At 71.7% G+C, this 25,231-nt stretch carries 22 protein-coding genes; 10 read left to right on the plus strand and 12 right to left on the minus strand.

Annotated elements, in window-relative coordinates:
• Positions 1 to 6: 6 nt before the first annotated feature.
• Positions 7 to 774 (minus strand): lysophospholipid acyltransferase family protein, encoded by a 768-nt coding sequence (locus ACLII4_RS13470; protein ID WP_412067917.1) that lies wholly within the window; start codon positions 772 to 774, stop codon positions 7 to 9.
• Between the two features lie 268 nt (positions 775 to 1,042).
• On the opposite strand from ACLII4_RS13470, the gene ndk reads away from it, so the two are divergent.
• Positions 1,043 to 1,483 (plus strand): nucleoside-diphosphate kinase, encoded by a 441-nt coding sequence (gene ndk / locus ACLII4_RS13475; protein WP_412067918.1) that lies wholly within the window; start codon positions 1,043 to 1,045, stop codon positions 1,481 to 1,483.
• Between the two features lie 57 nt (positions 1,484 to 1,540).
• On the opposite strand, the gene panD is transcribed toward ndk, so the two are convergent.
• Together panD and panC are read right to left on the minus strand one after the other, a co-directional pair.
• On the minus strand, positions 1,541 to 2,023 hold the full coding sequence (gene panD, locus ACLII4_RS13480) for an aspartate 1-decarboxylase (protein WP_412067919.1): 483 nt from the start codon (positions 2,021 to 2,023) through the stop codon (positions 1,541 to 1,543).
• A 49-nt stretch (positions 2,024 to 2,072) separates the two neighbouring features.
• Complete coding sequence (gene panC / locus ACLII4_RS13485; RefSeq protein ID WP_412067920.1) at positions 2,073 to 2,972, minus strand: pantoate--beta-alanine ligase; 900 nt, start codon at positions 2,970 to 2,972, stop codon at positions 2,073 to 2,075.
• Positions 2,973 to 3,116: 144 nt separating this feature from the next.
• On the opposite strand from panC, the gene ACLII4_RS13490 reads away from it, so the two are divergent.
• The 5 genes from ACLII4_RS13490 (at position 3,117) to ACLII4_RS13510 (ending at position 9,035) form a co-directional block, all read left to right on the plus strand.
• Positions 3,117 to 4,523: a class II fumarate hydratase gene (locus ACLII4_RS13490; protein ID WP_412067921.1), complete on the plus strand. Its 1,407-nt coding sequence runs from the start codon at positions 3,117 to 3,119 to the stop codon at positions 4,521 to 4,523.
• A 59-nt stretch (positions 4,524 to 4,582) separates the two neighbouring features.
• Entirely contained in the window at positions 4,583 to 5,692 is a 1,110-nt protein-coding gene (locus ACLII4_RS13495; protein WP_412067922.1) for a lysylphosphatidylglycerol synthase transmembrane domain-containing protein, read from the plus strand.
• 146 nt (positions 5,693 to 5,838) lie between these two features.
• Positions 5,839 to 7,335, plus strand: a complete 1,497-nt coding sequence (locus ACLII4_RS13500; RefSeq protein WP_412067923.1) for an aldehyde dehydrogenase family protein — start codon at positions 5,839 to 5,841, stop codon at positions 7,333 to 7,335.
• A gap of 181 nt (positions 7,336 to 7,516) precedes the next feature.
• Positions 7,517 to 8,314 (plus strand): M23 family metallopeptidase, encoded by a 798-nt coding sequence (locus ACLII4_RS13505; protein WP_412067924.1) that lies wholly within the window; start codon positions 7,517 to 7,519, stop codon positions 8,312 to 8,314.
• Positions 8,315 to 8,372: 58 nt separating this feature from the next.
• Entirely contained in the window at positions 8,373 to 9,035 is a 663-nt protein-coding gene (locus ACLII4_RS13510) for a hypothetical protein (RefSeq protein WP_412067925.1), read from the plus strand.
• 80 nt (positions 9,036 to 9,115) lie between these two features.
• On the opposite strand, the gene ACLII4_RS13515 is transcribed toward ACLII4_RS13510, so the two are convergent.
• Complete coding sequence (locus tag ACLII4_RS13515) at positions 9,116 to 10,405, minus strand: glucoamylase family protein (RefSeq protein WP_412067926.1); 1,290 nt, start codon at positions 10,403 to 10,405, stop codon at positions 9,116 to 9,118.
• Between the two features lies 1 nt (position 10,406).
• Entirely contained in the window at positions 10,407 to 11,846 is a 1,440-nt protein-coding gene (locus ACLII4_RS13520; protein WP_412067927.1) for a GH39 family glycosyl hydrolase, read from the minus strand.
• Positions 11,847 to 11,983: 137 nt separating this feature from the next.
• Here ACLII4_RS13520 and ACLII4_RS13525 point away from each other — a divergent pair, with 137 nt between their 5' ends.
• The 3 genes from ACLII4_RS13525 to ACLII4_RS13535 are packed head-to-tail and all read left to right on the plus strand — an operon-like array spanning position 11,984 to position 14,543.
• Positions 11,984 to 12,811, plus strand: a complete 828-nt coding sequence (locus ACLII4_RS13525; RefSeq protein WP_412067928.1) for an alpha/beta fold hydrolase — start codon at positions 11,984 to 11,986, stop codon at positions 12,809 to 12,811.
• A gap of 41 nt (positions 12,812 to 12,852) precedes the next feature.
• Positions 12,853 to 13,662 (plus strand): SDR family NAD(P)-dependent oxidoreductase, encoded by an 810-nt coding sequence (locus tag ACLII4_RS13530; RefSeq protein WP_412067929.1) that lies wholly within the window; start codon positions 12,853 to 12,855, stop codon positions 13,660 to 13,662.
• Positions 13,662 to 14,543, plus strand: a complete 882-nt coding sequence (locus ACLII4_RS13535; RefSeq protein ID WP_412067930.1) for an alpha/beta hydrolase fold domain-containing protein — start codon at positions 13,662 to 13,664, stop codon at positions 14,541 to 14,543. Before ACLII4_RS13530 ends, ACLII4_RS13535 begins: the two co-directional genes overlap by 1 nt.
• A gap of 113 nt (positions 14,544 to 14,656) precedes the next feature.
• On the opposite strand, the gene ACLII4_RS13540 is transcribed toward ACLII4_RS13535, so the two are convergent.
• The 6 genes from ACLII4_RS13540 to ACLII4_RS13565 form a co-directional block, all read right to left on the minus strand.
• Complete coding sequence (locus tag ACLII4_RS13540; protein ID WP_412067931.1) at positions 14,657 to 16,129, minus strand: exopolysaccharide biosynthesis polyprenyl glycosylphosphotransferase; 1,473 nt, start codon at positions 16,127 to 16,129, stop codon at positions 14,657 to 14,659.
• 104 nt (positions 16,130 to 16,233) lie between these two features.
• Positions 16,234 to 18,027 (minus strand): NosD domain-containing protein, encoded by a 1,794-nt coding sequence (locus ACLII4_RS13545; RefSeq protein WP_412067932.1) that lies wholly within the window; start codon positions 18,025 to 18,027, stop codon positions 16,234 to 16,236.
• Positions 18,024 to 18,671, minus strand: a complete 648-nt coding sequence (locus tag ACLII4_RS13550) for a PIG-L deacetylase family protein (protein ID WP_412067933.1) — start codon at positions 18,669 to 18,671, stop codon at positions 18,024 to 18,026. Before ACLII4_RS13550 ends, ACLII4_RS13545 begins: the two co-directional genes overlap by 4 nt.
• A 3-nt stretch (positions 18,672 to 18,674) precedes the next feature.
• The gene (locus tag ACLII4_RS13555; protein WP_412067934.1) at positions 18,675 to 19,517 is read right to left on the minus strand and encodes a glucose-1-phosphate cytidylyltransferase; all 843 of its coding nucleotides are present in this window, start codon (positions 19,515 to 19,517) and stop codon (positions 18,675 to 18,677) included.
• The gene (locus ACLII4_RS13560) at positions 19,514 to 20,920 is read right to left on the minus strand and encodes a glutamate-1-semialdehyde 2,1-aminomutase (RefSeq protein WP_412067935.1); all 1,407 of its coding nucleotides are present in this window, start codon (positions 20,918 to 20,920) and stop codon (positions 19,514 to 19,516) included. Before ACLII4_RS13560 ends, ACLII4_RS13555 begins: the two co-directional genes overlap by 4 nt.
• On the minus strand, positions 20,917 to 22,260 hold the full coding sequence (locus tag ACLII4_RS13565) for a DUF4910 domain-containing protein (protein WP_412067936.1): 1,344 nt from the start codon (positions 22,258 to 22,260) through the stop codon (positions 20,917 to 20,919). The genes ACLII4_RS13560 and ACLII4_RS13565 overlap by 4 nt, the downstream gene beginning before the upstream one ends.
• Before the next feature lie 176 nt (positions 22,261 to 22,436).
• Between ACLII4_RS13565 and ACLII4_RS13570 the strand changes: the two genes are divergently transcribed.
• Positions 22,437 to 22,637: a cold-shock protein gene (locus tag ACLII4_RS13570; protein ID WP_412067937.1), complete on the plus strand. Its 201-nt coding sequence runs from the start codon at positions 22,437 to 22,439 to the stop codon at positions 22,635 to 22,637.
• Positions 22,638 to 22,715: 78 nt separating this feature from the next.
• Here the strand turns inward: ACLII4_RS13570 and ACLII4_RS13575 are convergent, their stop codons facing one another.
• Positions 22,716 to 25,193, minus strand: a complete 2,478-nt coding sequence (locus tag ACLII4_RS13575) for a proprotein convertase P-domain-containing protein (RefSeq protein ID WP_412067938.1) — start codon at positions 25,191 to 25,193, stop codon at positions 22,716 to 22,718.
• Positions 25,194 to 25,231: the final 38 nt, after the last annotated feature.

Below are 25,231 nucleotides of genomic sequence, written 5' to 3' on the forward strand. Positions count from 1 at the left end.
CGGAAACTAGGCCGCGGCGGCGAGCGGGGTCTCGCCCGCGAGCGACCGCACGATCCGCTCGCGGGCGACGCGCGCCAGCTCGCGCGGGCCCGCCCGTCCGCCCGGCGCCAGCGCGGGAAGCACCGTGACGGAGACGCGCCCCGGGCGGCCCTGCTTGCGGCGTTCGTTGAGCACCCGGTGCGCACCGTCGATGGCGACGGGGACGACCGGGACGCCGGCGGCGTGCGCCAGCCGGAACGCGCCCGACCGGAAGGCGCGGGGCACCGCCCCATAGCTCCGGCTCCCCTCGGGGAACATGAGCACGGCGTCGCCCTCGGCCAACCGGCTCGCAATCTCGGCGAGCCCGGGGCTGGGGTCGTTGAGATCGAGAAACACGCACCGCGAGGCCGCGAGCACGCGCCCGACCAGGGGGATCCCCCGCAGCTCGGACCGGGCCACGAACACGAACGGGCGGCCGACGCCCAGAAACAGCGCGGGGATGTCGAGCATGGCCTGGTGGTTGGCGACGATGACCGCCGGCCCGGAGGGTGCCGCCCCGCTCCGGTCGACGCGGACGCCGATCCCGCCCAGCACGAGGGCCGACCACGCCTGCATCCAGCGCGAGAAGCGGCGCGTCGTCGGCCGACGCCGGTGGTAGAGCAGTCCGGGCCCGACCAGCGCGAGCGACACGACGGCGCACCAGGTGAGCGTCCAGACGTAGTGCAGGCGGGCGACGATGGCGCGGCGGGGAAGGCAAGAGCGGGGAGCGGAAGGTGGCCCGAGTCCTGGGTCCACGCAAGCGGGCGCGTCGGGAACGCCAGCCCTGCTCGCGGAACCGCACGACGGATCGGGCCCGCCCTCCCCCCCGGACGGGAGGGGGAGGGCGACCGGCGGGGCTCTCCCGAGAGGAGAGGGCACGTGGTAGCTGACCGTCCGCAAGCCGGGGGTCGCTGGCGACGAGCACCTTCGCCAGGGCCGCCGTTCCCCAGCCCTCTTCCCCCGCGTTTCGCGGTCCCGGCGGCGGTCTGGCGGTTGATTTCGGGACACCACTCCCCCGACCGACATGGAGCGCACGCTCGCCATCATCAAGCCCGACGCCGTCGCGGCTGGCCACTCCGGCAAGATCCTCGACCGCATCCTCGCCGAGGGCTTCGCCGTCCGCGCGATGAAGCTGACCACGCTGACGCTGGCGCAGGCTCAGGGCTTCTACGCCGTCCACGCCGAGCGCCCGTTCTTCGGCGAGCTCACCGAGTTCATGTCGTCGGGACCATGCATCCCGCTCGTGCTCGAGCGCGACGACGCCGTGGCGAAGTGGCGCGAGGTCATCGGCGCCACAAACCCAGCCGAGGCGGCTGAGGGCACCATCCGCCAGCAGTTCGCGACGTCGATGGGCGAGAACGCCGCCCACGGCTCCGACTCCGCCGAGAACGGCGTCAAGGAGGGCCGGTACTTTTTCGCCGAGAGCGAGATGGTCCAGAATGGCGCCGACGTGATCGACGCGTAGGGCCGGTTGCACCACTGGATGCCGGGGTCTCGCACAGGGGCCCCGGTTTTTTTTGCCCTAGCGGCGGCCGCTCCGGCTCCGCGACGAGACGGTCCGGCCCAGCTTCGGGGCCCAGATGTCCGACGCCTCGACGGCGTTCGTGACCGCCGGCATGGTCGGGTCCGTCACGTCTGCGCCGTCGAGGTCAAAGATCTGGGTCGGGTTGTTCTCGTCATCCACGAGGACGACCCTCGGCTTGTGGGTCTCGGCCTCCTCCGGCGTCATGTCGGCGTACGCCATCACCACGACCAGGTCGCCCGGGGCGCAGAGGCGGGCCGCGGGGCCGTTGAGGCACACCGTCCGGCTCCCGGCCTTGTCGGGGATGGTGTACGTCTCCAGCCGCGCGCCGTTGTTGACGTTGACGACCTGGACCCGCTCGTAGGGCAGCAGCCCCGCCAGCTCCATCAGCTCGCGGTCGAGCGTAATCGAGCCCTCATAGTGGAGGGCCGCCTCGGTGACGGTGAGGCGGTGCAGCTTCCCCTTGAACAGCGTGATCGTCATGAGCGGAGGCAGGGGGCAAGGGGCATGCGGCAAGGGGCGTGTCCCCCGGCTATGCGCCGTCCCCCACGCGGAGCGTGGTGTTGTCGATGAGTCTCGTGGCGCCGACGAAGGCGGCGATGGCGACAAGGTACCGGCCCGACGACGGCCCGTCGTGCGCCAGCACGTCGACCGGCTGAAGCGTGTCGGCGTCGACGACCTCGGCGTAGTCGAGGCGGGTGAGGGGTGCCGTCGCGACCTGGGCCTCCATGGTGGCCTGGAGCACGCGCGCGTCGCGCTCGCCCAGGGCGGCGGCGGCCTCGGCCGCACGCAGGGCGCGGCAGAGCACCAGGGCTTGCGCCCGCTCCTGGGCCGAGAGGTAGCGGTTGCGCGAGGACAGCGCCAGCCCGTCGGGCTCGCGCACGATGGGGTGTCCGACAACCTCGATCCCGAACCCCTGCTCGGCCGTCATCCGGCGCACGATCGCGAGCTGCTGGGCGTCCTTCTCACCGAACACGGCGGCGTGCGGGCGGCACGCCAGGAAGAGCTTGGACACGACCGACGTGACGCCATCAAAGTGGCCCGGGCGGCTCGCGCCGCACAGATGGCGCCCGAGGTCGCGCACCGAGACGGTCACGAACGGCGGGAGGCCGAACGGGTACATCTCGGCCGCCGACGGCGCGAAGACGGCGTCGACGCCGAGCGGCGCGAGCGCGTCGAGGTCGGCGTCGAGAGTGCGGGGGTAGGCGTCGAAGTCCTCGCCGGGCGCGAACTGGGTCGGGTTGACGAACACGGAGACCGCGACGTGACCGTCGGGCCCGACGTGGCGTCGGGCGGCCTCGACGAGGGCGAGGTGGCCGTCGTGCAGCGCGCCCATCGTCGGGACGAGCGCGAGCCGACGGCCGGCAGCGCGGGCAGCCTCGGCCTCGGCCTGCATGGCCGCGAGCGTGGCGTGGACGGGGGGACGGGGCACGGGGACGAGAGTGTGAGAGAGGCCGGACACCCCGGACGGCCGCGCAAGTTCGCCGAGACTCGCCGAACCGACCGGCCTCGCTTCCTGTACCCTTTCATTCGCCCCCGCTCGCGCCCACCGGCGGCCCGCCCCCCTTCCTCTCCCATGTCCCCCATGTCCGTCCGCATCGAAACCGACTCGCTCGGCGAGGTCCGCGTCCCCGCCGAGGCCCTCTACGGGGCCCAGACCCAGCGCGCCAAAGAAAACTTCCCGATCTCCGACCTCCGTTTCCCGCGCCGCTTTATCGAGGCGCTGGGGACGGTCAAGGCGGGCGCCGCGCGCGCCAACCGCGAGCTCGGCTTGCTCGACGCCGACACCGCTGGCGCCATCGAGGCCGCCGCCCTCCGGGTCCGCGACGGGAGCCTGGACGGCGAGTTCGTGCTGGACATTTTCCAAACCGGCTCGGGCACGTCGACCAACATGAACGCGAACGAGGTGATCGCGAACGTCGCGACGCGCACCCTCGGTGGCGACCTCGGGTCGAAGGGCGTCCACCCCAACGACGACGTCAACATGGGGCAGTCGTCGAACGACGTGATCCCGACGGCCATGCACGTGGCCGCGCGCGTGGCGCTGGAGCACGACCTGCTGCCGGCGTTGGAGCGGTTCGCCGTCGCGCTCGAAGCCAAGGCCGACGAGTTCGACGACGTGATCAAGTCGGGACGGACGCACCTGATGGACGCGACGCCGGTGCGCTTGGGCCAGGAGTTCGGCGGGTACGCCGCCCAGATCCGCAAGGGCATCGACCGGATCGAGGACGCGAGCGAGGAGATGGCGGAGGTGGCGCTCGGCGGGACGGCGACCGGCACGGGCATCAACCGGCCCGAAGCGTTCCCCAAGGCCGCGATCGCCCAGATCTCCGAGATCAGCGGGCTGACGTTCCATGAGGCGTCGAACCACTTCGAGGCGCAGGCCGCGAAGGACGGCTACGTGTCGGCAGCCGGCGCGCTCAACACGCTCGCCGTCTCGCTGATGAAGATCGCCAACGACATCCGGCACCTGTCGTCGGGCCCCACGTCGGGCTTGAGCGAGATCCAACTCCCGGCCATTCAGCCGGGCTCGTCGATCATGCCGGGCAAGGTGAACCCGGTGATGTCGGAGGCCATGATGATGGTCTGCGCGCGTGTCATGGGCAACACGGTCACCATCACCGTCGGCGGCCAGCACGGCAACTTCGAGCTCAACGTGATGATGCCCGTCATGGCGCACGCCATGCTCGAGTCGATCGGCGCGCTCGCCGGCGTGCTCGACGCCTTCCGCGAGCGGTGCCTCGAGGGCATCACGGCGAACCGCGAGCGCGCCCGCGAGCTCCTCGAACTCAACCCGTCCATCGCGACGGCGCTCAACGGCGAGATCGGCTACGACGCCGCCTCGAAGGTCGCCAAGCAGTCGGCGGCCGAGGGCCGCTCGGTCCGCGACGTGATCCTCGAGAAGGGGCTCTTGCCCGCCGACCGGATCGACGAGGTCCTCAACGTCCGCGACATGACGGAGCCGGGCATCCCGGGCGAGTAACCCGACCGCCCCGAGTCGCGTCCCAGCACCCGCCGGGCCCGGCCCGCCCGCTTGCGCCTATGGACGCGTCTCCACTCCCCCCCACCCGGCGGCTGCTGCATGCCGCCGCCTGGCTGATTCCGGCCGGCGTGCTGATCAACGTCGGCGTGGCGCTGTTGACGACGGACGCGCACTTCCTGGAGGACATCGGGCGGGTGACGCCCCTCGCGGTGTGCGTGGCCGTCGGGCTGGCGCTGCTGCCGTGGGCCACGCAGAGCCTGCGGATCGGGATCTGGACGCGGTTCGTGGGCCACCCGGTCGGCTTCCGGTCGGGCGTGCGGATCGCGGCGGGCGGCGTGCTCGGCTCGGCGGTCACGCCGACGGCCGTCGGCGGCGGGACCATCCGGTGGGCCCTGGCGACGCGCTACGGGGTGCCGCCGGGCAAGGCCGCGTCCCTGCTGGCGGTCGAGGCCGTCGAGGATCTGACCTTTTTCGCGCTCGCGCTCCCGGCCGCGATCCTGCTCTCGCACGCCGACGAGTCGGCCGCCATCCGGCGGCTGGCGACGTCGCCCGCGCGGGGGCTGGACGACCCGGTGTGGGCGACGGCGGCGGGCGTGGTCGCGGTCGGGGTCCTATTGGGCGTGGTGGCGCGGCTGGCGTTGCGGGGCCGGTTCGGCCCCGGCTGGCGTCGGCGCGGGGTGCGGCTCGCCGCCCGCGTCCGACGCCCGTTCCGGGCCCTGCTGGCTGATGTCCGGTTGGTGCTAGGGCTGGTCGCGACGAGTGGGAAGCGCTGGTTCGCGCTATCGCTGTCGCTGACCGCCGTGCAGTGGATCACGCGCTACTCGCTGGCGACGATTGTGATCGTGCTGCTCGGCGGGCCGCTGCGGCCGTACCTGTTCTGGGTGCTGTCGTGGGCCACGTACGCCGTCTCCTCGGCCGTGCCGACGCCAGGCGCGGCGGGCGCCGCCGAGGCCACCTTCTACGTTCTGCACACACCGTTCGTGTCAGCCGAGCGGCTGGTCGTGGTCACGGCGGCGTGGCGGCTGCTGATGTTCTACGTGCCGGCGCTGGTCGCCGCCGTCACGTTTCCGATGCTCGGGGCCGCCGAGCGCCGGCGGGCGGCGCGAGCGGCAGCGGCGGGCGGCGAGGCCCTGGCGCCCCCCCGCACGTCTACGCCCTCGAAGGGGTAACGCGCCCGCTCGGCGCGATCCCGGGTGGTGTGGCAGGTGTCCCGTGCCCGGTGGCGAGCCCAATACCGGGCGGCGGGACGGGCGGACTTGACCGAAGCGCCACATGCGCCTCCCTACCTTGCGGTCCCCCAACCTGAGACCGCTCGATGCCCGACACGCCCACGTTCAAGAACTACATCAACGGCCAGTGGGTCGACGCCGCCAGCGGCGAGACCTTCGAGAGTCGCAACCCGGCTCGGAAGTCCGACCTCATCGGCCACTTCCCGAAGAGCGGCGCCGAGGACGTGGCCGCCGCCGTGGCCGCGGCCACGGAGGCGTTCGACGCCTGGCGCCTGATGCCGGCCCCGAAGCGCGGCGAGATCCTGAAGCGCGTCGGCGACCTCATGACGGAGCGCAAGTCCGAGATGGCGCGGGCGATGACGCGCGAGATGGGCAAGCCGTTCTTCGAGACCAAGGGCGACGTGCAGGAGGCCATCGACACGGCCTACTACGCCATGACGATGGGCCGCCAGCTCTTCGGCCACACGGTCCCGTCGGAGATGAACAACAAGTTCAACATGACCGTCCGCCGCCCCATCGGCGTGTGCGGCCTGATCACCGCCTGGAACTTCCCCGTCGCCGTCCCGACGTGGAAGATGTTCCCCGCCATCCTGAGCGGCAACACGGTCGTCTTCAAGCCCTCAGAGGACGCGCCCCACTCCGGGATGCTCCTTGTCGAGATCATGGAGGCCGCGGGCGTGCCCCCCGGCGTCGTCAACCTGATCCAGGGCGCCGGTGAGGCCGGGCAGGCCATCGTCGAGCACCCCGACGTGGCCGCGATCTCGTTCACGGGCTCCTCGGAGACGGGCGCCAACATCGCGGCGCTGGCGGCCAAGCGACACGCTCGCGTGTCGCTGGAGATGGGCGGGAAGAACCCGGCCATCGTGATGGAGGACGCCGACCTCGACCTCGCGATGGAGGGCCTGGTCTGGGGCGCCTTCGGCACGACGGGCCAGCGCTGCACAGCGACCTCTCGCCTGATCGTCCACGAGGACGTGCACGACGAGTTGGTCCGCCGCGTGGTCGCCGCCGGCGAGGCGCTGACGATCGGCTACGGCAACGACGACGACACCGAGATGGGCCCGCTCATCAACCAGAAGGCGCTCGACAAGGTCTCGGGCTACATGGACGTGGCGCGCCAAGACGGCGCGACGATCGCGACGGGCGGCGAGGCGGCGACGGGCGAGGGCCTGGACGACGGCTTCTTCTTTCAGCCGACCGTGCTCACGGGCGTCACCCGCGACATGCGCGTGGCGCGCGAGGAGATCTTCGGGCCCGTCCTGTCGGTCATCAAGATCAAGAGCTTCGACGAGGCCATCGACATCGCCAACGACGTGATCTACGGGCTGTCGTCGGCGCTGTACACGGCCGACATCAGCCGCGCCTTCCGGGCGCTGCGCGACATCGACGCGGGCATCACCTACATCAACGGCCCGACGATCGGAGCCGAGGCGCACATGAGCTTCGGCGGCGTCAAGGCGACCGGCAACGGCCACCGCGAGGGCGGCTGGGAGGTCTACGACTTCTACACCGAGACCAAGACGTGCTACATCGACTACTCGGGCGGGCTCCAGCGCGCCCAGATCGACAACTACGACGACTAGCGTCGGGACTGCGGACGACGGACCGCAGACCACGCCGACCTACCTCCGCCCCGCTGGTGCTCGTCGCCGGCGGGGCGGTGTCGTGTCGGGCCGTATGTGAAATCGGTCGGTCGAGGGTATGCAGTCGGAGCGTGGCGGGTCTGTATAGGGGACACCTCCTGCCCATCAGCTCCCTGCTCAAATGGCCCTCAACCTTTCCGCCTCCGTCGGCGCCAACGGGTCCAACAAGAAGACCGATGTGACGGCGCTGCAAAAGGCGCTCCAGCGCGCCTCCGACCTCACGCTCGACCCGCGTGTCCATCCCGGCCCGGCCGACGGCGCCAGCGGGGACGGCACCGAGGGCGCCATCGCCCGCTTCCAGCGCCGCCTGGGCTACGCCAGGCCTGACGCTCGTATCGACCCGGGAGGCAACACGCTTCGGCGACTCAACGCCCTGCTGGCGATCGGCGAGGCCGACATGAGCTTCCCGTTTTCGGAGTCGTCGGGCCACCTGTACGTCGGGCCCGGCGCCGGAATGCGGGCGTTCGGCGCGCGGCGGTCCGGCGGCACGCGCGCCCACGCTGGCGTGGACCTCTACTTCCCAGACTTCACCGACATCCACGCCGTCGCCGACGGCACGGTAACCCGGGGACCGTACCCGTTCTATCTCCAGACGTTCGCCATCGAGATCGACCACGGGGCGTTCGTCGCCCGCTACGGCGAGCTGGCGCCTGAGAGCAGCTGGCCGGTGAAGGCCGGCGACACGGTCGCCAAGGGCCAGAAGGTCGGCCGCATCGGCATCCTGAAAACGGCGAACGGGAGGCGCCTCGGCGTCCCGTCGATGATGCTCCACTTCGAGATGTATGACAAGACCCAGACCGGGGCGCTGACGCGGGCCATCGGGACGAGCGCGCGGCACACGAACCGCTCGCCCTTTTTCCGGCGACGCGACGTGATCGACCCGTCGGGCTTCCTCAAGCGCGCCCCGCTGCGTGCCTAGGGTAGGGCCCGCCTAAGAGGTGGACCGGCGTGTAGTTTGCCGGCCCTTCTTCTTGGCCATGGGTCTCTTCTCCGCCTCCCCCACCTCGCACGTGCCGCTCCTCAAGGGGCGCCGGCTCGACGGCACGGACGTCCGCTTCCCGCAGGACCTTCCCGCGGATGCCACGTTGCTCATCCTCGTCTTCCAGGACGACCTCGATCCGCTCGCGGACCAGTGGGCCCGCCTCGGTGACCGGGTCGCGGAGACGCACGGCGACCGCTTCGCAGTGCTGGAGTTGCCGGTCGTGAGCACCAAGATGAAGCTGCTCGGCGACCTCGGGACGATGGGGATCCGAGGCCAGATCGAGACCGACGAGGAGCGCGAGCGGACGGTCCCGGTTTACACGGACGTGAAAGCGTTCCGCAAGGCGCTCAAGCTAAAGACCGGCGACGTGACGGCCCTGCTCGTCGCCCGCGACGGCCGGATCGCGTGGCGCGGCGACGGGAACATCGACATGGACGAGGTGCAGGGCCTGGAAGCGGCCGTGGTGGAAGTGCTGGCGCAGCCTGTCCCCGAGGCTGGGGATCACCCGGACCTCGACGGCGCGCCCTTCCCCGACGACCTCGACGAGGACGGGGACCCGAACGCCGGCCTCGACCCGGTCGAGGACGACGGACCTCCGACCGAAGACGACGGGGATGCCACCGACCCCGCGGGGCTCGACCGAGCCGACCCAGCGTAGCCGGTTCGGGCGCTCCCTGTCTTTCGCCCCGGCCCGACGGGCCTTCAGGTCCGGCCGCCGCGAGGGCGACGCCGGAGGGGTCAGGGCGCGCCGTCGAGCCAGCCGCCGGTGAACCCAGCGCGGCGCAGGCCCCGCACGAGCGGCGCGCAGCCGCGCATGAGCCGCCACGGCAGGCCGCTCCGGTAGTTCTCGATCATGAGCACGATGGGCCCCTGGTCGAGCCCGTAGTAGCCCTGCGAGATCCACCCGCACTCGGCCGTCTCGCCGCCGGGGAACGTCGGGTTGAAGGAGCACTTGAAGCCATAGGTGCTCGTGATCTCGGGGTGCTCGCGGTTGGTGTGGGCGAGCGCCGGGAGCACGATCTCGGGCGCGAAGGGCAGGCTCGCGACCACGGCCCACGGCGACAGCGTCCCGTCGTCCGGCCCGAACGGCACGCCGCGCGCGCGGTAGGCCCAGAAGTGCCGGTCCTCGCCGTCGACCGTGTAGTCGGCGGGGCCGGGGCCGTCGCTCGCCGTCACGCCCCAGGCGTTCTCACCGTAGCCCGCGAACCCGCGCGGGTTGCGGATGGCGTACTCGCGCTGGACGTAGGTCGCCCGGCGGCTGTTCTCGACGTAGTCGATGCCGCGCTCGCGCACGAAGTCGTCCGCGATGCCCCGGAAGTCGATCCAGGCGTGCGAGAGCTGGTGGATAAAGAGCGGCCCGGCGTAGGCGTACTCGATGCCGTAGAGCGAGCGCCAGTCGTAGGTCGCCAGCCAGGCGGCGTAGCCCGCCTTGGGGATGGGGTGGGTCGGCGAGCCCAGGGCCAGGGCGTAGAGCAGGAGCGCCTCGCTGTACCCCTCCCAGCGGTGCGTGATGAACCCGTCCTCGGGCGTCCACCCGTGCCCCACGGTCGGGCCGCCGTTGAAGGCCCAGTCCCACTCGACGCGGCGGTAGAGCGCGTCGGCGAGCTGCCTGATCTCGGCCTCGTCGCCGTCCCCGTCGAAGTACTCGGCCGCGAGCAGCGCCCCGGCGATCAACAACGTGGTGTCGATGGTTGAGAGCTCGGACGCCCACGCCCGTCGCCCGCTGTCCATGTGGAGAAAGTGGTAGTAGAAGCCCCGGTGCCCCGTCGCGTCCGGCGCCTCACTCTGCTCGCTCGCCCAGAAAAAGCGGAGGGTGGCGAGCACCCGTTCGACGGCCTGGGCGCGGGGTACATACCCTCGCTCGACGGCGACCGGAAAGCACGCCAGCCCCAGCCCGACGGCCGCGATGCTCGCGTGCGCGTCCTCGCGTGTGTTGTCCTTGACGAGCCCGTTCTCGGGGTTGGCCTCGTAGAGGAAGTAGTCAAACGTGTGCCGCTGGAGGTCGGCGAGGAGCGCGTCGTCGGACATGTCAGGGGGCAAAGGCGAGCGTGACCGAGGCCACGGCGTGGGGCGGGAGCGCGAGCTCGAGGACGAGATCGTCGCCGTCGCGGGTCCACGCCAGCGGCTCGGCCACGAGCGCGCTCGCGGCGTGGAGCGCCTCGACCTGGTCCGCGCCGAGGTACGCCGGCTCGCCCATCTGCTCCCACAGCTTGCGCGCGTTGGCGTGCTCCTCGTCGATCCGCTCGACCGTCACCGACGCCGGATCGCCCGCGCCGACGAGCGTCAGGCGGACCGTCGCCGCCTCGATGGCGTGGTCCGGGAGCGCGTGGTTCGTCAGGATCACCACGACGCGGCCGTCGTCGTGGCGCGTCACCCAGCGGTCGACCGTCGCGTGCATCCCGTCGACGAGGAGGCGCTCGGTCCCGGCGCGGTGCAGGAGCTCGACGGCCCGGTACGTCGGCTTGGCGATGCCGTGGATGGTGAGGAGCCCGAACTTGCCGTTGAAGGGCGTCGAGTCGAAGTAGACCTCCTCGAACAGGTCCGTGAACGTCCAGAAGCTGTAGCCCTCGACGACGCCGGCCACGTCGAGAAAGCTCTTGGCCACGAAGGCCGCCGCATACGGTCGGTCGTGCGGGGCGTAGAACGGGTTGCTCGACGCGTTCCACTCGGTGTAGTACAGGGGCCGGTCGCCGGCCTCTCGGGCCGCATCGAGCGCCTGCTGGCGCAGGATGCCGCGGGTCCCGGCCGCGAGCTGCTCGCGCGTGTCGTCATCGGGCGCGCCAAAGGCGTCGGTCGGATAGTGGTGCGTCGTGACGAAGTCGAGCGGGAGACCCTCGCCCTCGCAGAAGGCGACCAGGTCGGCGATCCACTCGTTCTTGGCCGTCGCCGGGCCGCCCACCCGGAGCCCAGAATCGGCGCGCTTGAGGGCCTGGGCCGTCACGCGGTAGAGCTCGAAGTAGTCGGCCTGGGTGCCGGTCCAGAAGTGGTCGAGGTTGGGCTCGTTCCAAACCTCGAAAAACCACTGCCGCACCTCGTCGGCGCCGTAGCGCTCGACCCAGTGGTGCGCCAGCCGCTCGATGAGGCCGCCCCACGCCTCGACGTCCTCGGGCGGCGTGATGTTGCCGCGGTAGTGGAACACGGTGTCCGGGCCGGAGGCCAGGACCTGGGGCATCAGGCTGAGTTCGACGAACGGGCGCATCCCGATCTCGACCAGGAAGTCCATGACCTGATCGGCGTTGAAGAACGAGTCGATGCGCTCGCCGGCCTGGTCGACAAATGTGCCCATGTCGTCGTTCAGCAAGCCGTGGAAGCGGACGTGGCGGACGCCGAGTTCGTCGCGGCAGCGCCGGAGCTGGGCCTGCCAGTCGGCGCGGAGCGCGAGCGTGGCGTGGCCGCTGCCGATGGTGTGGCTCCAGACGTGGGGGAGCGGCTCGCCGGTCTGACGGAGGTCGCAGCGGAAGGTGGGCATGGGGGGTGGGGCGGGGAGCGTCGCGTCGACCTCGCACGGGATCGAACGGGTGCGGGGCGGGCCCCTCTCGGACCAGCACGTGTGGGACCTCGCCGGCCCCGGGCTCGTTCCGGACGCGCATCCCCCGTCCGCCCCCCATGGAATCGAACCGCACGCACGTCGGAGACCTCACCATGCGATGGGAGGAGGCCGGCGACGGCCCGGCTGTCGTCTTCGTCCACGGCATTCCGACGAGCCCCCGCCTGTGGCGCCACGTCGTCCCGCTCGTGCCCGGCGCGCGGTGCCTCGCCTGGGAGATGGTCGGCTACGGGGCGTCGATCGCCGAGGGCGAGGGCCGCGACATCTCGGTCGCGCGGCAGGCCGACCATCTCGCCGAGTGGATGGAGGCCGTCGGGCTAGACGACGCCGTCGTGGTCGGGCACGACCTGGGCGGCGGCGTCGCCCAGATCCTGGCCGTGCGGCACCCCGAACGCGTCCGCGGCCTCGTGCTCACCAACTGCATCGCCTACGACTCGTGGCCGATCCCGATGGTCAAGGCGATGCGCGCGCTCGGCCCGGTCGTGGCGCACCTCCCGGACGCCGCGTTCCGGCCCATGTACAGCGCGTTTCTCCACCAGGGCCACGACGCGCCCGGCCGGGCCGACGAGTCCGTCGAGGCGCACTGGCCGTACTACGCCGGGTCCGACGGCGCCGCGGCGGCCTTTATCCGCCAGACGGAGTCGCTCGACGTCGACGACACGCTCGCCATCGCCGACGCCCTCCCGACGCTCAACCTCCCGGCCCGGCTCGTCTGGGGCGCCGCCGACCCGTTCCAGGAGATCGCCTACGGCTACCGGCTGGCGACCGAGCTCGGCGCGCCGCTCGACCGGATCGAGGGCGGGCTCCACTTCGTCCCGGAGGACCACCCGGGCCGCGTCGCCGACGCCGTCAACACGCTGCTCGACGACCTCAACGCCTCCGCGTAACGCCGGGGCCTCTCCCCTGTCTCCTCCTACTCTCATCCACCATGGACCTCCAGATTCAAGACCGCGCGGCGGTCATCACCGGCGCCGCCGGCGGCATGGGCCTCGAAACGGCCCGCATCCTGCGCCAGGAGGGCGCCCGCGTGCTTATGACCGACCTCGACGAGAGCCAGCTCGCGCTCTCGGTCCGGATCCTCGAGTCCGACGGGCTCGGCGGCGACGGCCTGCGCTCCGTCGTGGCCGACTTGCGCAGTCAGGCCGGCGCCGACGCCGTCGCGAGCGCCGTCGACTGGGACCTCGACATCCTGGTCCACACCGCCGGCGTCACCGGCGCCAAGGGCGACCCGCTCACCGACATCACCGAGGACGACTGGCACGAGGCGTGGCAGGTCGACATGATGTCGGCCGTCCGGATGGCGAAGGCCGTGATGCCCGCGATGCTGGACCGGGGCTGGGGCCGCGTCGTCTTCGTGACGAGCGAGAACGTGGCGCAGCCGTACGACGACGAGGTGGTCTACAACGGGGCCAAGGCGTCGCTGCTCACCTTCGCCAAGGCGCTCGCCCAGCGCTACGCGGCACGGGGCGTGCTCGTCAACTCGGTCGCCCCGGCGTTTATCGCGACCGACATGACCGACGGAATGATGGAGAAGAAGGCCGAGAAGAACGACGAGACGATGGACGAGGCGATCGACGAGTTTCTCGAAGAGGACCGGCCCCACCTCGTGCTCGACCGCCGCGGGCGGCCCGAGGAAGTCGCCGCCGTGATCGCGTTCCTGTGTTCGGAGCGGGCCTCGTTCGTCGTCGGCTCGAACTACCGCGTCGACGGCGGCTCGGTCGCGTCCATCGACCTCTGATGCCGGGCCCGTTCGACGGCCCGGTCTCGTTCGACGACGTCGCGGCCCGGATCAGGGCCCACCCCGTCGAGGGGACGCCCGAGGCGATGCGTGGCGCCTTCGCACGGCTGATGCGCGGCGACGACGCGGGCGAGCCGGTCCCCGAAGCTGAGCCCGAGACGTGGGGCGGCGTCGAGACGCTCCGCCTCGGCACGGGCGAGGGCGACGCCGTCGCGGTGTGGTTCCACGGCGGCGGCTACGTGTTCGGCGCGCCGGAAACGCACGCGCGTCCCGCCGCCGCGTTCGCCGACGCGCTCGGCGTGCCTGTCGTGCTCCCGCGCTACCGGCTGGCGCCCGAGCGCGCGTGGCCCGCCCAGCGCGACGACGCGCTCGCGGCCGTCCGGGCGCTCCAGGACGCCGGCCGCCGCGTCGCGCTCGCGGGCGACAGCGCTGGCGGCCACCTCGCCCTGGTCACCGCCCTCGCCCTGGCCGACGCGGGCCGCCCGGCCGGGGCGCTCGCCCTGTTCTCGCCCAACACCGACCGGACGGGCCTCAGCGGCACCCGGCAGCCCAACACGCCGCGCGACGCCATGAACGCGGACGACGACGACCGCCGGCTCGCGGAGATGACGTTCCGGGACCGGCCCGACGACGACCCCGGGGTCTCGCCCCTGCTGGCTGACCCCGGCCGCCTCCCCCGGACGCACGTCGAGGTGGGCGGCCGCGAGGTCCTGCTCGGCGACGCGCTCAGGCTCGCCGAGCGGGCTTGCGCGGCGGGCGCCGACCTCTCGCTCCACCTCACGGCGGACGCCTTCCACATGTGGCAGCTCTGGACGCCGTGGCTCCCCGCGGCCGACGCCTCGCTCCGTCGCGCCGCCGCGGCCCTCACGGGCTGGCGCTGAGGGGCGGCCTCCCAAGATCCGCCGGGCTTGCGTACGACCGCGCCCGAGCAAGGGCGTGGGCCATCGGCGACCGACGCCGTGCGCAGGCGGGAAATCAGTCGGCCAGACGGCGCCTAGTACGCGCCGGAGCCCTGGAGCACGACGCGTACGGTCCGCACCAAGATCACGGCGTCGAGCCACGGCGACCAGTTGCGAACGTAGTACGGGTCCCACCGCTCCATGCCGAGGTTGCCCGCGTGGCTCCGGCCGGAGACCTGCCACAGACCGGTGATGCCTGGGCGGACCCGCTCCCGCAACGCCCGCACGCGCTCGCTCAACTCTTGGTGATGGTAGTCGGGCAGGGGGCGGGGCCCGACGACGCTCATCTCACCCTTCAGGACGTTGTAGAGCTGCGGGAGCTCGTCCAGGCTCGTGCGACGCAAGAGGCGTCCGGGTGCCGTAATCCGAGGGTCGTTCTCCAACTTGAAGTGCTCCTCCCACTCGGCGCGCAAGGCCGGGTCGGCGTCGAGCGCCTCCTCCAACACGCGGTCGGCGTGGGGGACCATCGTGCGGAGCTTCCACGCACAGAACGTGGCACCGTCGAGACCGATGCGCTCCTGGCAGTAGAACGGGAAGGCGCGGTCGGCGGCCCACACCCAGGCGGCCATCAGCGCCACGACGGGGACCCAGAAAGGCGCAAGCAGCAGCACGGCGGCGAGGTCGACCGTCCGCTTGACCAGGCGGGGCGTCGTGCGAGTGAGCGTCGAGGAGAGTTCGAGACCGAGGATGCCCGCGAAGTCGCGCGGCGTGACCCACAGGCTGGGCGCCTCGAACAGGTCGGGGACGAGAACGACGGTGCGGTAGCACGAGAGCGGCCCTTCGAGCAGCTCGATCTGACGCCCCCGCTCGGCCTCGGGCAGCGCGAGGAACGCCACGGCCGCCTGCGGGGCCACCTGGGCCGTGTCGCCGACGATCGGGACGGTGTCGAGGAAGCCGCCCCAGGCGTCGAGGTCGTCGCTGAAGACCGCGAGCGGCGTGTAGCCGATGCCCCGCTCCTCCTGCAGCTGACGCACGATGCGCGCCCCCGCCAAGCCCGCCCCATAGACGACCGCGCCGACGCCCCAGCGATCGTGTTGCACCAGCTGCGACTTGACGCTCCACCGCGCCAGCGGGACGAGCCCGACCGACAGGATTCCAGCCGCGACGAGCGTCAGGCGGCTGGCGGAGGCCCCGCCCGCAACATTCGCGTTCGTGAGGTACAGCCCGACGGCCGCGGTCGCGAACACCCCTGCCAGCGTCAACACCACGCGGCGCAGTTCCTCAACGGCGCCCAATCCCCACCCGGGGAGCAGGCCGACGAACGTGGCGGCGCCGAGGTAAATCGGCAAGACGATCCACGAGATCCCGACCACGGCGCCCGCCTCCCCGGTGACGGCCTGGCGGACGAGCCCGGCCACAAACAGCGTCACCGTCAGCGCTAGCATCTCGGCGCCCGCCAGCGAGGCCGCGTTCGCGAAGCGACGGCGAGCGTGTGCGGCGGCGTTCGTGAGAGCCAGTTCGCGCTGGTGCGAAAACGGACGGTCGGAGCCGACGAGGACGGTTTCCATGAGGGAGGGATGAGCGCATCCCGGTCCCCGCAAAGCCGTGTCCGCTCTCGACTGGGCGACCAATACACTGAGACGGCGGACCGCAGGCGTGCCGTGAGCCCGTGCTATCGGGGCCAGGCGGGACGCGGAGGGGCCTGGTTCCAGTCCCCCCGCGCCCGCACGCGAGCGGGATCCGCCCCGACCCGGTCGGATGGAACGAGGCCAGCCGCTCGGGCGCCCGCCCCGGCTCCGTCGATGCGGGTGGCGACCAGTCGTGCCCGGCCCACGAGGCGGTCCTGCTCGGCGCCGGTGATGCGCGCCCACTCGAGGACGTCCTCGCTGCGGAAGTCGGCCGCCAGCGCGGGGACCGGGCGGGCGAAGAACGTAGATCGATACAGGCCGTCGCCAAGCCGCCCGTAGACGTTGCTGACGAACCGCGTCGACCGGATCATGGCTGGCGTATCGGCCTCGACCTGCACCTCGCGGGCCTCCTCGCCGGACGCCGCGTTGTCAACGATCCAGTTGTTGGCGACGAGGTTGTCGCCGTCCGAGGCCCGCCGGTCGGGGTCGCGGCGGAGCCACAGGCCGGTGCCGCCGTTCTCAGTGAACGTGTTGTGCGAGAACACGTTGCGACTGGCCGCTTGCGACAGCACACCCGATCCACTCCACGCCCGCCAGCGGGTTCTCGCCACGACCGAGTGCTGGACCAGCGTCCCCGTCGTGCGGAGCTCCAGCATGATCCCGGCGACCTGATCGGAAACCGAGAGCGCACCCTCGATGGTGTTGCTCGTGTTGTCGCCGTCGAGCCAGATGCCGGGGCCGTCGTTGTGGGCCGAGTAGTGGCGGCGGAAGACGGTGTCGGTGGTGTGATGCCACTTGCCGCCGCCGGCCTCCCAGTACGGGTCGTGACCCTTCCAGTTGTTGCCCACGGCGGCCGTCTCGTCGAACAGGCAGGAGGCGCACGCCCCGCCCCAGCCGATTTGCCCGTTCAGGTCGGCGCGCGTCCGCCGGAACGTGTGCTCACGGCCCGACACGTCGATGCCCCGGCCGTTGGTCCACTCGACCGTCACGTCCTCGAACAGGCCCCCCACGCTCCCAGCACACACCGCGCCCCACTGCGCCCGGTTCGTCGCGTAGCGGAAGGTGAGCCCGACGACGCGGAACCAGCCCGGTGTGGAGGGGTCGCCGCAGTCGGCGGAGTCGTCCGGTCCGGAGGGCCAGAAGAGACGCGTGCGAACGCCCACCTCGATCCCCCCATCGCCCGACCGTGCGAGGGGCAGCCGTGCCACCAGAGCCGTCGGCGCATTGTCGGAGCCCTCCCGCAGGAACCGACCGGGCGCCAGCTCAGCCCGGCCCGCCACGGGTCGCTGAACGCGGCCACCCACCACGAGCATCTCGCGTCGGAAGGCCGGGTCGTCGGAATACGTCCGTAGCGGGCCGTAGGCCCAGGGCAGCCGCCAGTCGCCGCCAGCCGTCCGCGTCCACCCGGAGTCCGCCACGTCCGCGCCGCTGACCACCACGGTCTCGCCCGGGTAGGCGGCGAACGTGACGCGCGAACGGGAACTGCTCCCTCCGATGCGGGGACGGATCGACTCGCGGTAGACGCCCGCACGGATCACCACGGCGTCGCCAGGCCGGACCGCTTCGGCGGCTCGCGAGATCGTGCGGAACGGTCGGGCCTCCGTCCCCGGACCGCGGTCGCTGGCGGCAGGACTAGCGCGGTCCACGAAGAGCGTCGCGCCGGTCGGGCTGAACACCGTCGCGGCGGGCCCGCAGCCCTCCCCCGCGTCCCACTCCCCTGGCGGACACGCCGGTGGCACGGGCTCGGACCACGTGGACGGACGTGCGGCCTCGGCCGGGTCGCCGCAGGCCGTGAGGGCGAGCGCGGCGAGGAGGAAGAGCGGGGCGGCGGGCGTCACCAAACCAGCTTCGCGCAGTGGAACGCCTCGGCGTAGTGCGTCCCCGCTTCGACGCCTCGGATACGCGCCAGCCCCCGGAACGTCTCGGCGTCGTACCAACCCTTCTCGCGCTGGCTTGGAAAATGGGTGTCGAGGATCGCCAGCTTGCGGTCGAGCGTGGTCGCGTCGAGGGCGACGTAGGCGTTCGGGCGGTCGAGGTCGCCGTCCCACTTCGGGATCTCGTAGCTAGCGATGGTCGCGCCCCGGAACGTCTGCCACGCGAGGTCGCCGACCGTGCGGTGGTCCTGGTGCGCGTCGTCGCGGCGGTGCGTCAGGACGAGGTGCGGACGAACGGGTTCGAGCGTTGCTTTCATCCAGCGCTTCAGGTCCTCGACGTGCTGTGGGAAGAAGCCGTCGGGGGTGTCGAGGACGTGCATCTCGACGTGCTCGGCGTCTGCCAGCAGGGCAGCGGCAGCGGCGCGGGCCTCGGCGGCACGGGGGCCGCGGGCGGAGGCGACGACCGAGTGAACCGTCGTCTGGGGGCGCTCCGCGAGCAGACGAAAGAGGGTCCCCCCTGCCCCGATCTCGATGTCGTCGGCGTGCGCGCCCAGGCAGACGAGCCGGAGAGGCTCGTCCCGGCCGAGCGACGGGGGAAGGGCGAACACAGGCTAGCTGAGGACGGGTGGGGCGAAGGAGCCGTCGCCCGCGATGCGGGGGTCGCCGTCGCCCGAGGCGCGGCGGTCGCTCCAGACCTCCCACGGGGCCTGCCCGTTCTGGTAGATGTCCTCCAGCAGCTTCTTTTCCTTGAACGTGTCCATGCACGCCCAAAAACCCTGGTAGTCGAACGACCCGAGTTGGCGGGCGGCGGCCATGCGGTGCGCCGGCGGCCCGAGAATGTCCTCGCCGGGGCGGATGTAGTCGAAGAAGTGCTGGTTCATCACAAAGAACCCGCCGTTGATGCGGAGCCCGATCTCGGTGACGTGTTGCACGTCGGTGACCGCGCCCGAGTCGTCGGAGCGGATCACGTGGCTCGTGTAGTTGGGCTGGACCCCGAGGAACGTGGCCGCGCGGCCGGACGCCTGCGCGAAGTCGACCATCGTGTCGAGCGGGGCGTCGGTCAATCCATCGGCGTAGTTGGCCAGAAACCACTCATCGCCGTCGAGGAAATCTCGGACGGCGACCAGCCGCTCGCCGACGCTGGCAGCAAGCCCGGTATCGACGAAGGTGATGCGCCAGTCGTGGATGTCGCTCCGAAGCAACTCCACATCCTTCCCGCCGGTCAGCACGAAGTCGTTAGAGACGGTCTCATCGTAGTCGACGAAGTAGCGCTTGACGTGGTCGGCGCCGTGGCCCAAGCACAGGATGAAGTCCTTGTGTCCGTAGTGGGCGTAGTACTTCATCAGGTGCCACAGGACCGGTCGGTAGCCGACGCAGACCATCGGCTTTGGGATCGGGCCGGAGTGCTCCTTGAGGCGCATGCCCTCGCCACCGCAGAAGAGAACGACTTTCATGGAGTTGTCGAGGTCGGAGTCGCGGCCGTCGCCGCAGAAAGGGCGCCGTCGCCACCGGGCCGAGTGATAGAGGTCCAGACCGTCCCGGCCTTTTGACGGAAGACGGGCTGGACCGGGCGGCCGAGCAGGAACCCGTCGACTGAGCCGGCGTCGAGCGCCCGGGCGTAGACCGCCAGCGCGCCCGCCACGGCCTCCGTCGTCTGGTCGATCACCTCGTCGGTGTGGGCCGTCGTGACGACGAAGGAGGGCGCGAGCACGCCACGCCGGGTGAGCTCTTGCAGGAAGAGGGTGCGGAAGGGCTGGGAGGCGAGCCCGTTGGCGTCGCGCGTCCAGAACACCAGGTTGCAGTCGCGCCCCGCCGTACCGACGGCATCGCCGACCCCGGAGGCCGCGACGACCTGGGCGACCTGCCGGCGGAGCCGGGCGCCCTGTCGCATGAGCTGGCCCGCCACGTCCTCACTGGCGGCGATGCGCATCGTCTCGATGGCCGCCGCGAGCCCGTGCGTCTCGGCGCCGTGTGTGGCCGAAAGGAGGAAGACGCGGTCCTTCGCCGTGTCAAGCCCGCCCGCCTCCATCAGCTGGCGGCGTCCCGCCAGCGCCGAGACCGAGTGGCCGTTCGCCAACGCCTTCCCGAACGTCGACAGGTCGGGGTCGAGCCCGAACAGGCCCTGGGCGCCGCGCTCCGACCAGCGGAAGCCGGTGATCATCTCGTCGAGCACGAACACGACACCGCGCTCGCGGCAGGCCGCAATGGCGGCGCGGAGATAGTCGCCGGGGTCGGACTCGTCGCGGACGGCCTCCATCACCACGCACGCCGGGCGCTCGCGGTCGAGCACGTCGACGAGCGCGTCGAGGTCGCCGTAGGGGAACGACACGGTGAGGTCGCGAACGGCGGCAGGGATGCCCGCGGCCATCGGCGTCGTGCCGATGAACCAGTCGTCTTGCGACAGAAACGGGTGGTCGGCGCAGATCGCGACCGGGTCCCGCCCGGTCGCCGCACGCGCCAGCTTGACGGCGGCGGTCGTCGCCGAGGAGCCGTCCTTGGTGAACTTGACGCAGTCGGCGCCAACGAGGGCGAGGAACGCCTCAGCGACCTCCAACTCGATGCTTGCGGGGCGGGAAAAGTTGGCGCCGCGCGCCAGCCAGCGCGTCGCGGCGGCCGTCACCCTAGGCTCAGCGTGCCCCAGCGTGACGGCGCGCAGGCCCTGGCCGTACTCGATAAAGCGGTTGCCGTCGAGGTCCCAGACATGCGCGCCCTCTCCCCTCTCGACGACGACCGGCATCCACTCGGGCATCTGGTCGTCGCCCTTGGCATACGTGTGCGCCCCGCCCGGGATCAGGCGGTGCGCGCGCCGCTGGTGGGCGCGGCTGGCGACGAAGCGGTTGGAGTCGGGATCGGTCATGCTTCGGTGAGGAGGCCTGCCTCCGCCAGCCGGTCGGCAGCGCCACAGACAGCGGCGAACGGAAGGCCGGACCGCTCGGCGATGTCGACCAGCGAGTGCGCCCCGTCGGAGAGGTTGAGGACCCACAACGCAGCCTGCTGGGCTTCGGGGCCATTCGGCAGGCCTCCGAGGCTCTCGTACAGCCCCCGCCGACCAAGCTGTGGCTCCCCGTAGGGCTGCGTGTTGCGGTAGACGGCGACGCGGTCGAGCGTTCGCACGATGGCGTCGAGCGCGTCGAGCGACTCCACCAGCGACTCCGGAGTGACGAGGTTGAGGTCGTCGCCGGAGGTGTGGTACTCGGGGTACTCGCCGTGCGCCGTGCGCGTCAGGCGGCCGACGGGCAAGGCGAAGCCGGGGCTGTTGTACTGGCGCTCGTCGTAGCCCGTCGGCTCGAACGGGCGGACGTCGACGTCGAATCCCAGATCCCGGAGCGCGAGCGGGACGGCGCGGTCGACGGGCGCAGGCGGGCCCACGAGGGCAGCGCGCGTCCGTTTGTAGGTGAAGCCGCCCCGATCGCCGAGGTTTGCCAGTACGAGTCCATGGCGGATGCGCGAGACGGTGGCGTGGTTGCGGTCGAGCCAGGCGATGGCACCGACGGTCCCGGGCGCGAAGACGAATCGGATCGTGTGGTGAGGGGTCGGCCCATCGAGCAGGCGCCGCGCCAGCATCGTGGCGACCGCCAGCGACGAGGCGTTGTCGTTCGCCAGCGCCGGGTGACAGGCGTGAGCGGAGAGCAGGATCTCGTCGCTCGTCTCGCCCGGCACGACCACCTCGCCATACGTCAGGCTCCCATCGATGTGCTCGGCGTCGATCACCACGTCCAGCTCCGCGCCCTCGCCGACCTCGGCGGCCAGCGCGTCGAGGCGGTCCTGAGACAGGCAGAAGCCCCACGTCGGCGCGTAGTACGAGGTCCGGTACGGGACGAGCGCCGGCTGGTCGGGGAGGGTGTGCAGCCGAGCGCGGAGCGCCCACAGGGGCATCCGGTCGCGAGCGGCGACGCTGTATTGGACGAGCGCGAGCGGGCTGTCGGCCCAGTCCACGATCCGCCGCCCCTGGTGCTCGACGTAGGCCTCGCGGACGCGCCACTCCTTGGGGACGGTCCAGTCCAGGATCGGTGTGCCCGTCGGGACCTCGCTGATCCGCAGCGGCACGCGCTCGCCGATCGCGAGCAAGGTCTGGCGAAGCCCGTCGCCCGTGATACAGCGTCGGAGCGGGAGGAGATCGGCGACGAACGCGTGCAGGGCCGCGCCGGGGTCGGCGGCGGTCTCGGGGCGGTCGGGGGGCGGCGCGAGAGTGGGCACAGGGCGTCGGGGGGGCGACTCGGGTATCGGCCCCCACGCCCTCACCGTAAGGGCATCCCCCCTTCGACCCGCCCTCGCAAAGGCTTCGCCGAGCCTCTGCCGAGGCCCAGACACCACCCGGCCGTTTGACCCGTACCCTCCGGGCCACGAAAACCGAACCTCAACCGGTCACGACCATGATCAAGGGTACCATCACGCAGTTCAACGCCCGCCGCGGCGTCGGCTTCGTCCGCCACGGCGAGAACGGCATCCCGTTCTCCGTCCGGAACGCGGCCGACCGCTCGTTCACCGACGGGGACCCCGTCGAGTTCACCGTTCGCGGTGGCAAGGCCGGCGTCGCCGCTCACAACGTCCGCCGCGTCCGCGCGACGAGCTAGACGGGCCCCACCCGAACCCGAGCCGGGGCCGGTCGCGCGATGCGACCGGCCCCGGCTTTCTTGAGTCCGGCGACCCGGTCAGCGGACGACCGTCAGCCGCTGGGTGCGGACGCTGGCGCCGGCCTCGACGCGCACGAGGTAGACGCCCGCGGCGAGCGCCGACACGTCGACCGCGATCTCGGCCGCGTCGGCGACCGGCCCGTCGAACACCTCGGCGACCGTCCGGCCCGTCGCGTCGACGAGCGTCGCCCGGACGCGCTGCATGCCGGGCACCGTCACCGCAAGCGCCGTCCGCGAGTTGGTGGGGTTGGGGCCCGCGAGCCGAGCCGAGAACGCACCTAGCGGCCCGTCCTCGCCTGCGACCGAGCCGGACGAGACGACCTGCAGGCTCCAGCGCTCCAGACGCCCGGTGTCGTCCCCCGCGGAGTCACAGACGCCCAGCGTCCACGTCCCGGCGGCGTCTTCGCCGATGAACGACGCCAACATCCCGACCGGGCCGCCCTGGTCCCCGCTCTCCGGGCGGCCGACCACGTCGTAGAACGGCGCCCCGACGTTGTGATTCCCACTCGCGAACGAGCCGGGAGCGGCCTCATCGCCGATCAGGATGTCGAGGTTGTCGGCGCTCGAGCCGAAGTCGCCGGGCCCGACGCGCTCGATCAGCGAGACCGTCGTGCCCGCGGGGCTCGTCAGCCGGACCCGGAGGTCGCCGCGGTAGGTGTGCGTGATCCCGACCCCGACCGCGAGGTGCTCGATCACGAGCGGGCCTGTCACGTCGAGCGTCGAGCCGGTGAACGCCGGGCAGCCGTTGTCCGGGATGTCCGTCCCGACGACCGCCTCCACGACGGTGTCGGGTGTCGGCAGGCCACGGACGACGGCCACACTCGCCGACGCGACGGCGTCCGCGAACCCTGCGATGGTGGTCGTCGCCGAGTTCTCGATCGTTCCGACGGCGTCGTCTGCGAGAGTGGTGCGGTACTCGATCGTGACCGAGCCGCCCGCCGGGATCCGATCGCTCCACGTCACGGCATCGCTGGTAAAGGCGGCGCTGCCGATGGAGGCCTGGAGGTCGCCCGCGAACAGGAGCCCGACGGGCAGGACGTTCGTGAACTGCGGTGTGACGTCGCTCGGGGTGGGGTTGACGACGGTGAACGTGAACGTCACGCTCTCGCCCGGCTGGGCGCTCTCGGCAGAGGCTTGGGCGCCGGCCGACGGGGACGCGGTGTAGTCGCGGCCATCGAGCGTTTGGGCGCCCGTCCCGAGCGGGTCGAGGATGGCCGCCAGCCCGTCGTTCATCGCCCGGAACGTCCGGCCGTACCAGTCCGGCGCGTCGTTGCCGCACGCGGCAGCGCCGCCCGTGAGCTGTCCGATGATCCGGCCCTCGGGGCTGAACAGCGGCGACCCGGAGGATCCGCCCTCGGTCGTGCCCAAATCCCAGTCGGCGACCTGTAGGTGTGTGCCGCTGGCGTTGGCCGTGGGGCTGCTGTAGTTGGTGACGGTGAGCGGGTCATTCTCGAACGAGATCCGTTTTTCTTCGACGCTCGGGTGATGAATGGCGACGGCCGACAGGGGCGCGAGGTCGCGGCGGTCCCAACCTGCGAGAAAGACGCCCGCGTTTGTCGGGATCGGGTCGTCGAACTCGAGGACGGACCAGTCGGCCGCGACCCCGTCGCCGATCTCGGCGACGCCCGAGTTAAACATCGACCGCGGCCCGTCGCCAGGCTGCCCGCTGGCGGGCGAGCCCGGGGTGCGGCACGTCGAGTTCTGATAGTTCCAGTAAACGACGACGTCGGGGCCGTTGCCGGCGCCGATCCCGCAGTGCTCGGCCGTCAGGAAGATGGGCCGGCCGTCCCCCGCCGTCGTGTTGATGGCGGCGCCTGAGCAGAAGTCGATGCCCCGGACGGTGTACGCCCCGACGGAGCGGATGATGTCGGGGTAGGCGTCGCCCTCGGGGCAGGCCACGTCGACGTTGCACGAGCCTGAGCGCCGGGCGCCGAGGGCCTCTTTCTCCTCCCGAGACAGCAACGTGGGGATGAAGGCGTGATTGGCCTGGGACAGTTCGAGGTCGACCGCGAGGGGCGTCTTGCTCGGGGGCACGTTCAGTTCGATCACGGCCCGGTCCCCTACGACGAGGGGCGTCCACAGCTGGCCGTGCGCCTCGTTGTCGTCGGCCGTGAACGGACGGTACTCCGGGGCCTGGCCTGGGGCGTAGAGCCACAGCGCGGCGCCCTCGGGAAGCCGGAAGCGGGAGAACCCGAAGCTCAGCGAGTACGCCGTTGGGGACTCCACGACGAGCCGCCAGACGCGCGTGCCGTCGGGCCCCTCGCTCCACGTCCCGTGCGTGGCAGGCGTGACGGCCACGTCGACCGGCTCGGCGAACCGGACCGGCGCCGCCCCCCCGGTGCGAGCGGCGACCGCATTCGCTGCGAGCGCGTCGTTGCCGGCGACCGCTAGCGTCAGCACCTCGGGCGGCGGGGCACCCCGGAGCTGTTGGCTGCTGGGCTGGGCCGAGGCAGGGATGGCGAGAACGAGCCCGAGGGCGAGGACGGCGAGGCGCATGTCGTCTCGGGACGTGGGCCCCGTGTGGTGGACTCCCA

It is taken from the genome of Rubrivirga aquatilis, assembly GCF_046845665.1.
Classification (GTDB): Bacteria; Bacteroidota; Rhodothermia; order Rhodothermales; family Rubricoccaceae; genus Rubrivirga.

Excerpts from the sequence above, each read along its gene's own strand:
- ndk (WP_412067918.1), top strand. The coding sequence starts at position 1,043 with ATGGAGCGCACGCTCGCCATCATCAAGCCCGACGCCGTCGCGGCTGGC.
- panD (WP_412067919.1), bottom strand. The coding sequence starts at position 2,023 with ATGACGATCACGCTGTTCAAGGGGAAGCTGCACCGCCTCACCGTCACC.
- ACLII4_RS13490 (WP_412067921.1), top strand. The coding sequence starts at position 3,117 with ATGTCCCCCATGTCCGTCCGCATCGAAACCGACTCGCTCGGCGAGGTC.
- ACLII4_RS13495 (WP_412067922.1), top strand. The coding sequence starts at position 4,583 with ATGGACGCGTCTCCACTCCCCCCCACCCGGCGGCTGCTGCATGCCGCC.
- ACLII4_RS13500 (WP_412067923.1), top strand. The coding sequence starts at position 5,839 with ATGCCCGACACGCCCACGTTCAAGAACTACATCAACGGCCAGTGGGTC.
- ACLII4_RS13505 (WP_412067924.1), top strand. The coding sequence starts at position 7,517 with ATGGCCCTCAACCTTTCCGCCTCCGTCGGCGCCAACGGGTCCAACAAG.
- ACLII4_RS13510 (WP_412067925.1), top strand. The coding sequence starts at position 8,373 with ATGGGTCTCTTCTCCGCCTCCCCCACCTCGCACGTGCCGCTCCTCAAG.
- ACLII4_RS13515 (WP_412067926.1), bottom strand. The coding sequence starts at position 10,405 with ATGTCCGACGACGCGCTCCTCGCCGACCTCCAGCGGCACACGTTTGAC.
- ACLII4_RS13520 (WP_412067927.1), bottom strand. The coding sequence starts at position 11,846 with ATGCCCACCTTCCGCTGCGACCTCCGTCAGACCGGCGAGCCGCTCCCC.
- ACLII4_RS13525 (WP_412067928.1), top strand. The coding sequence starts at position 11,984 with ATGGAATCGAACCGCACGCACGTCGGAGACCTCACCATGCGATGGGAG.
- ACLII4_RS13530 (WP_412067929.1), top strand. The coding sequence starts at position 12,853 with ATGGACCTCCAGATTCAAGACCGCGCGGCGGTCATCACCGGCGCCGCC.
- ACLII4_RS13535 (WP_412067930.1), top strand. The coding sequence starts at position 13,662 with ATGCCGGGCCCGTTCGACGGCCCGGTCTCGTTCGACGACGTCGCGGCC.
- ACLII4_RS13540 (WP_412067931.1), bottom strand. The coding sequence starts at position 16,129 with ATGGAAACCGTCCTCGTCGGCTCCGACCGTCCGTTTTCGCACCAGCGC.
- ACLII4_RS13555 (WP_412067934.1), bottom strand. The coding sequence starts at position 19,517 with ATGAAAGTCGTTCTCTTCTGCGGTGGCGAGGGCATGCGCCTCAAGGAG.
- ACLII4_RS13560 (WP_412067935.1), bottom strand. The coding sequence starts at position 20,920 with ATGACCGATCCCGACTCCAACCGCTTCGTCGCCAGCCGCGCCCACCAG.
- ACLII4_RS13570 (WP_412067937.1), top strand. The coding sequence starts at position 22,437 with ATGATCAAGGGTACCATCACGCAGTTCAACGCCCGCCGCGGCGTCGGC.
- ACLII4_RS13575 (WP_412067938.1), bottom strand. The coding sequence starts at position 25,193 with ATGCGCCTCGCCGTCCTCGCCCTCGGGCTCGTTCTCGCCATCCCTGCC.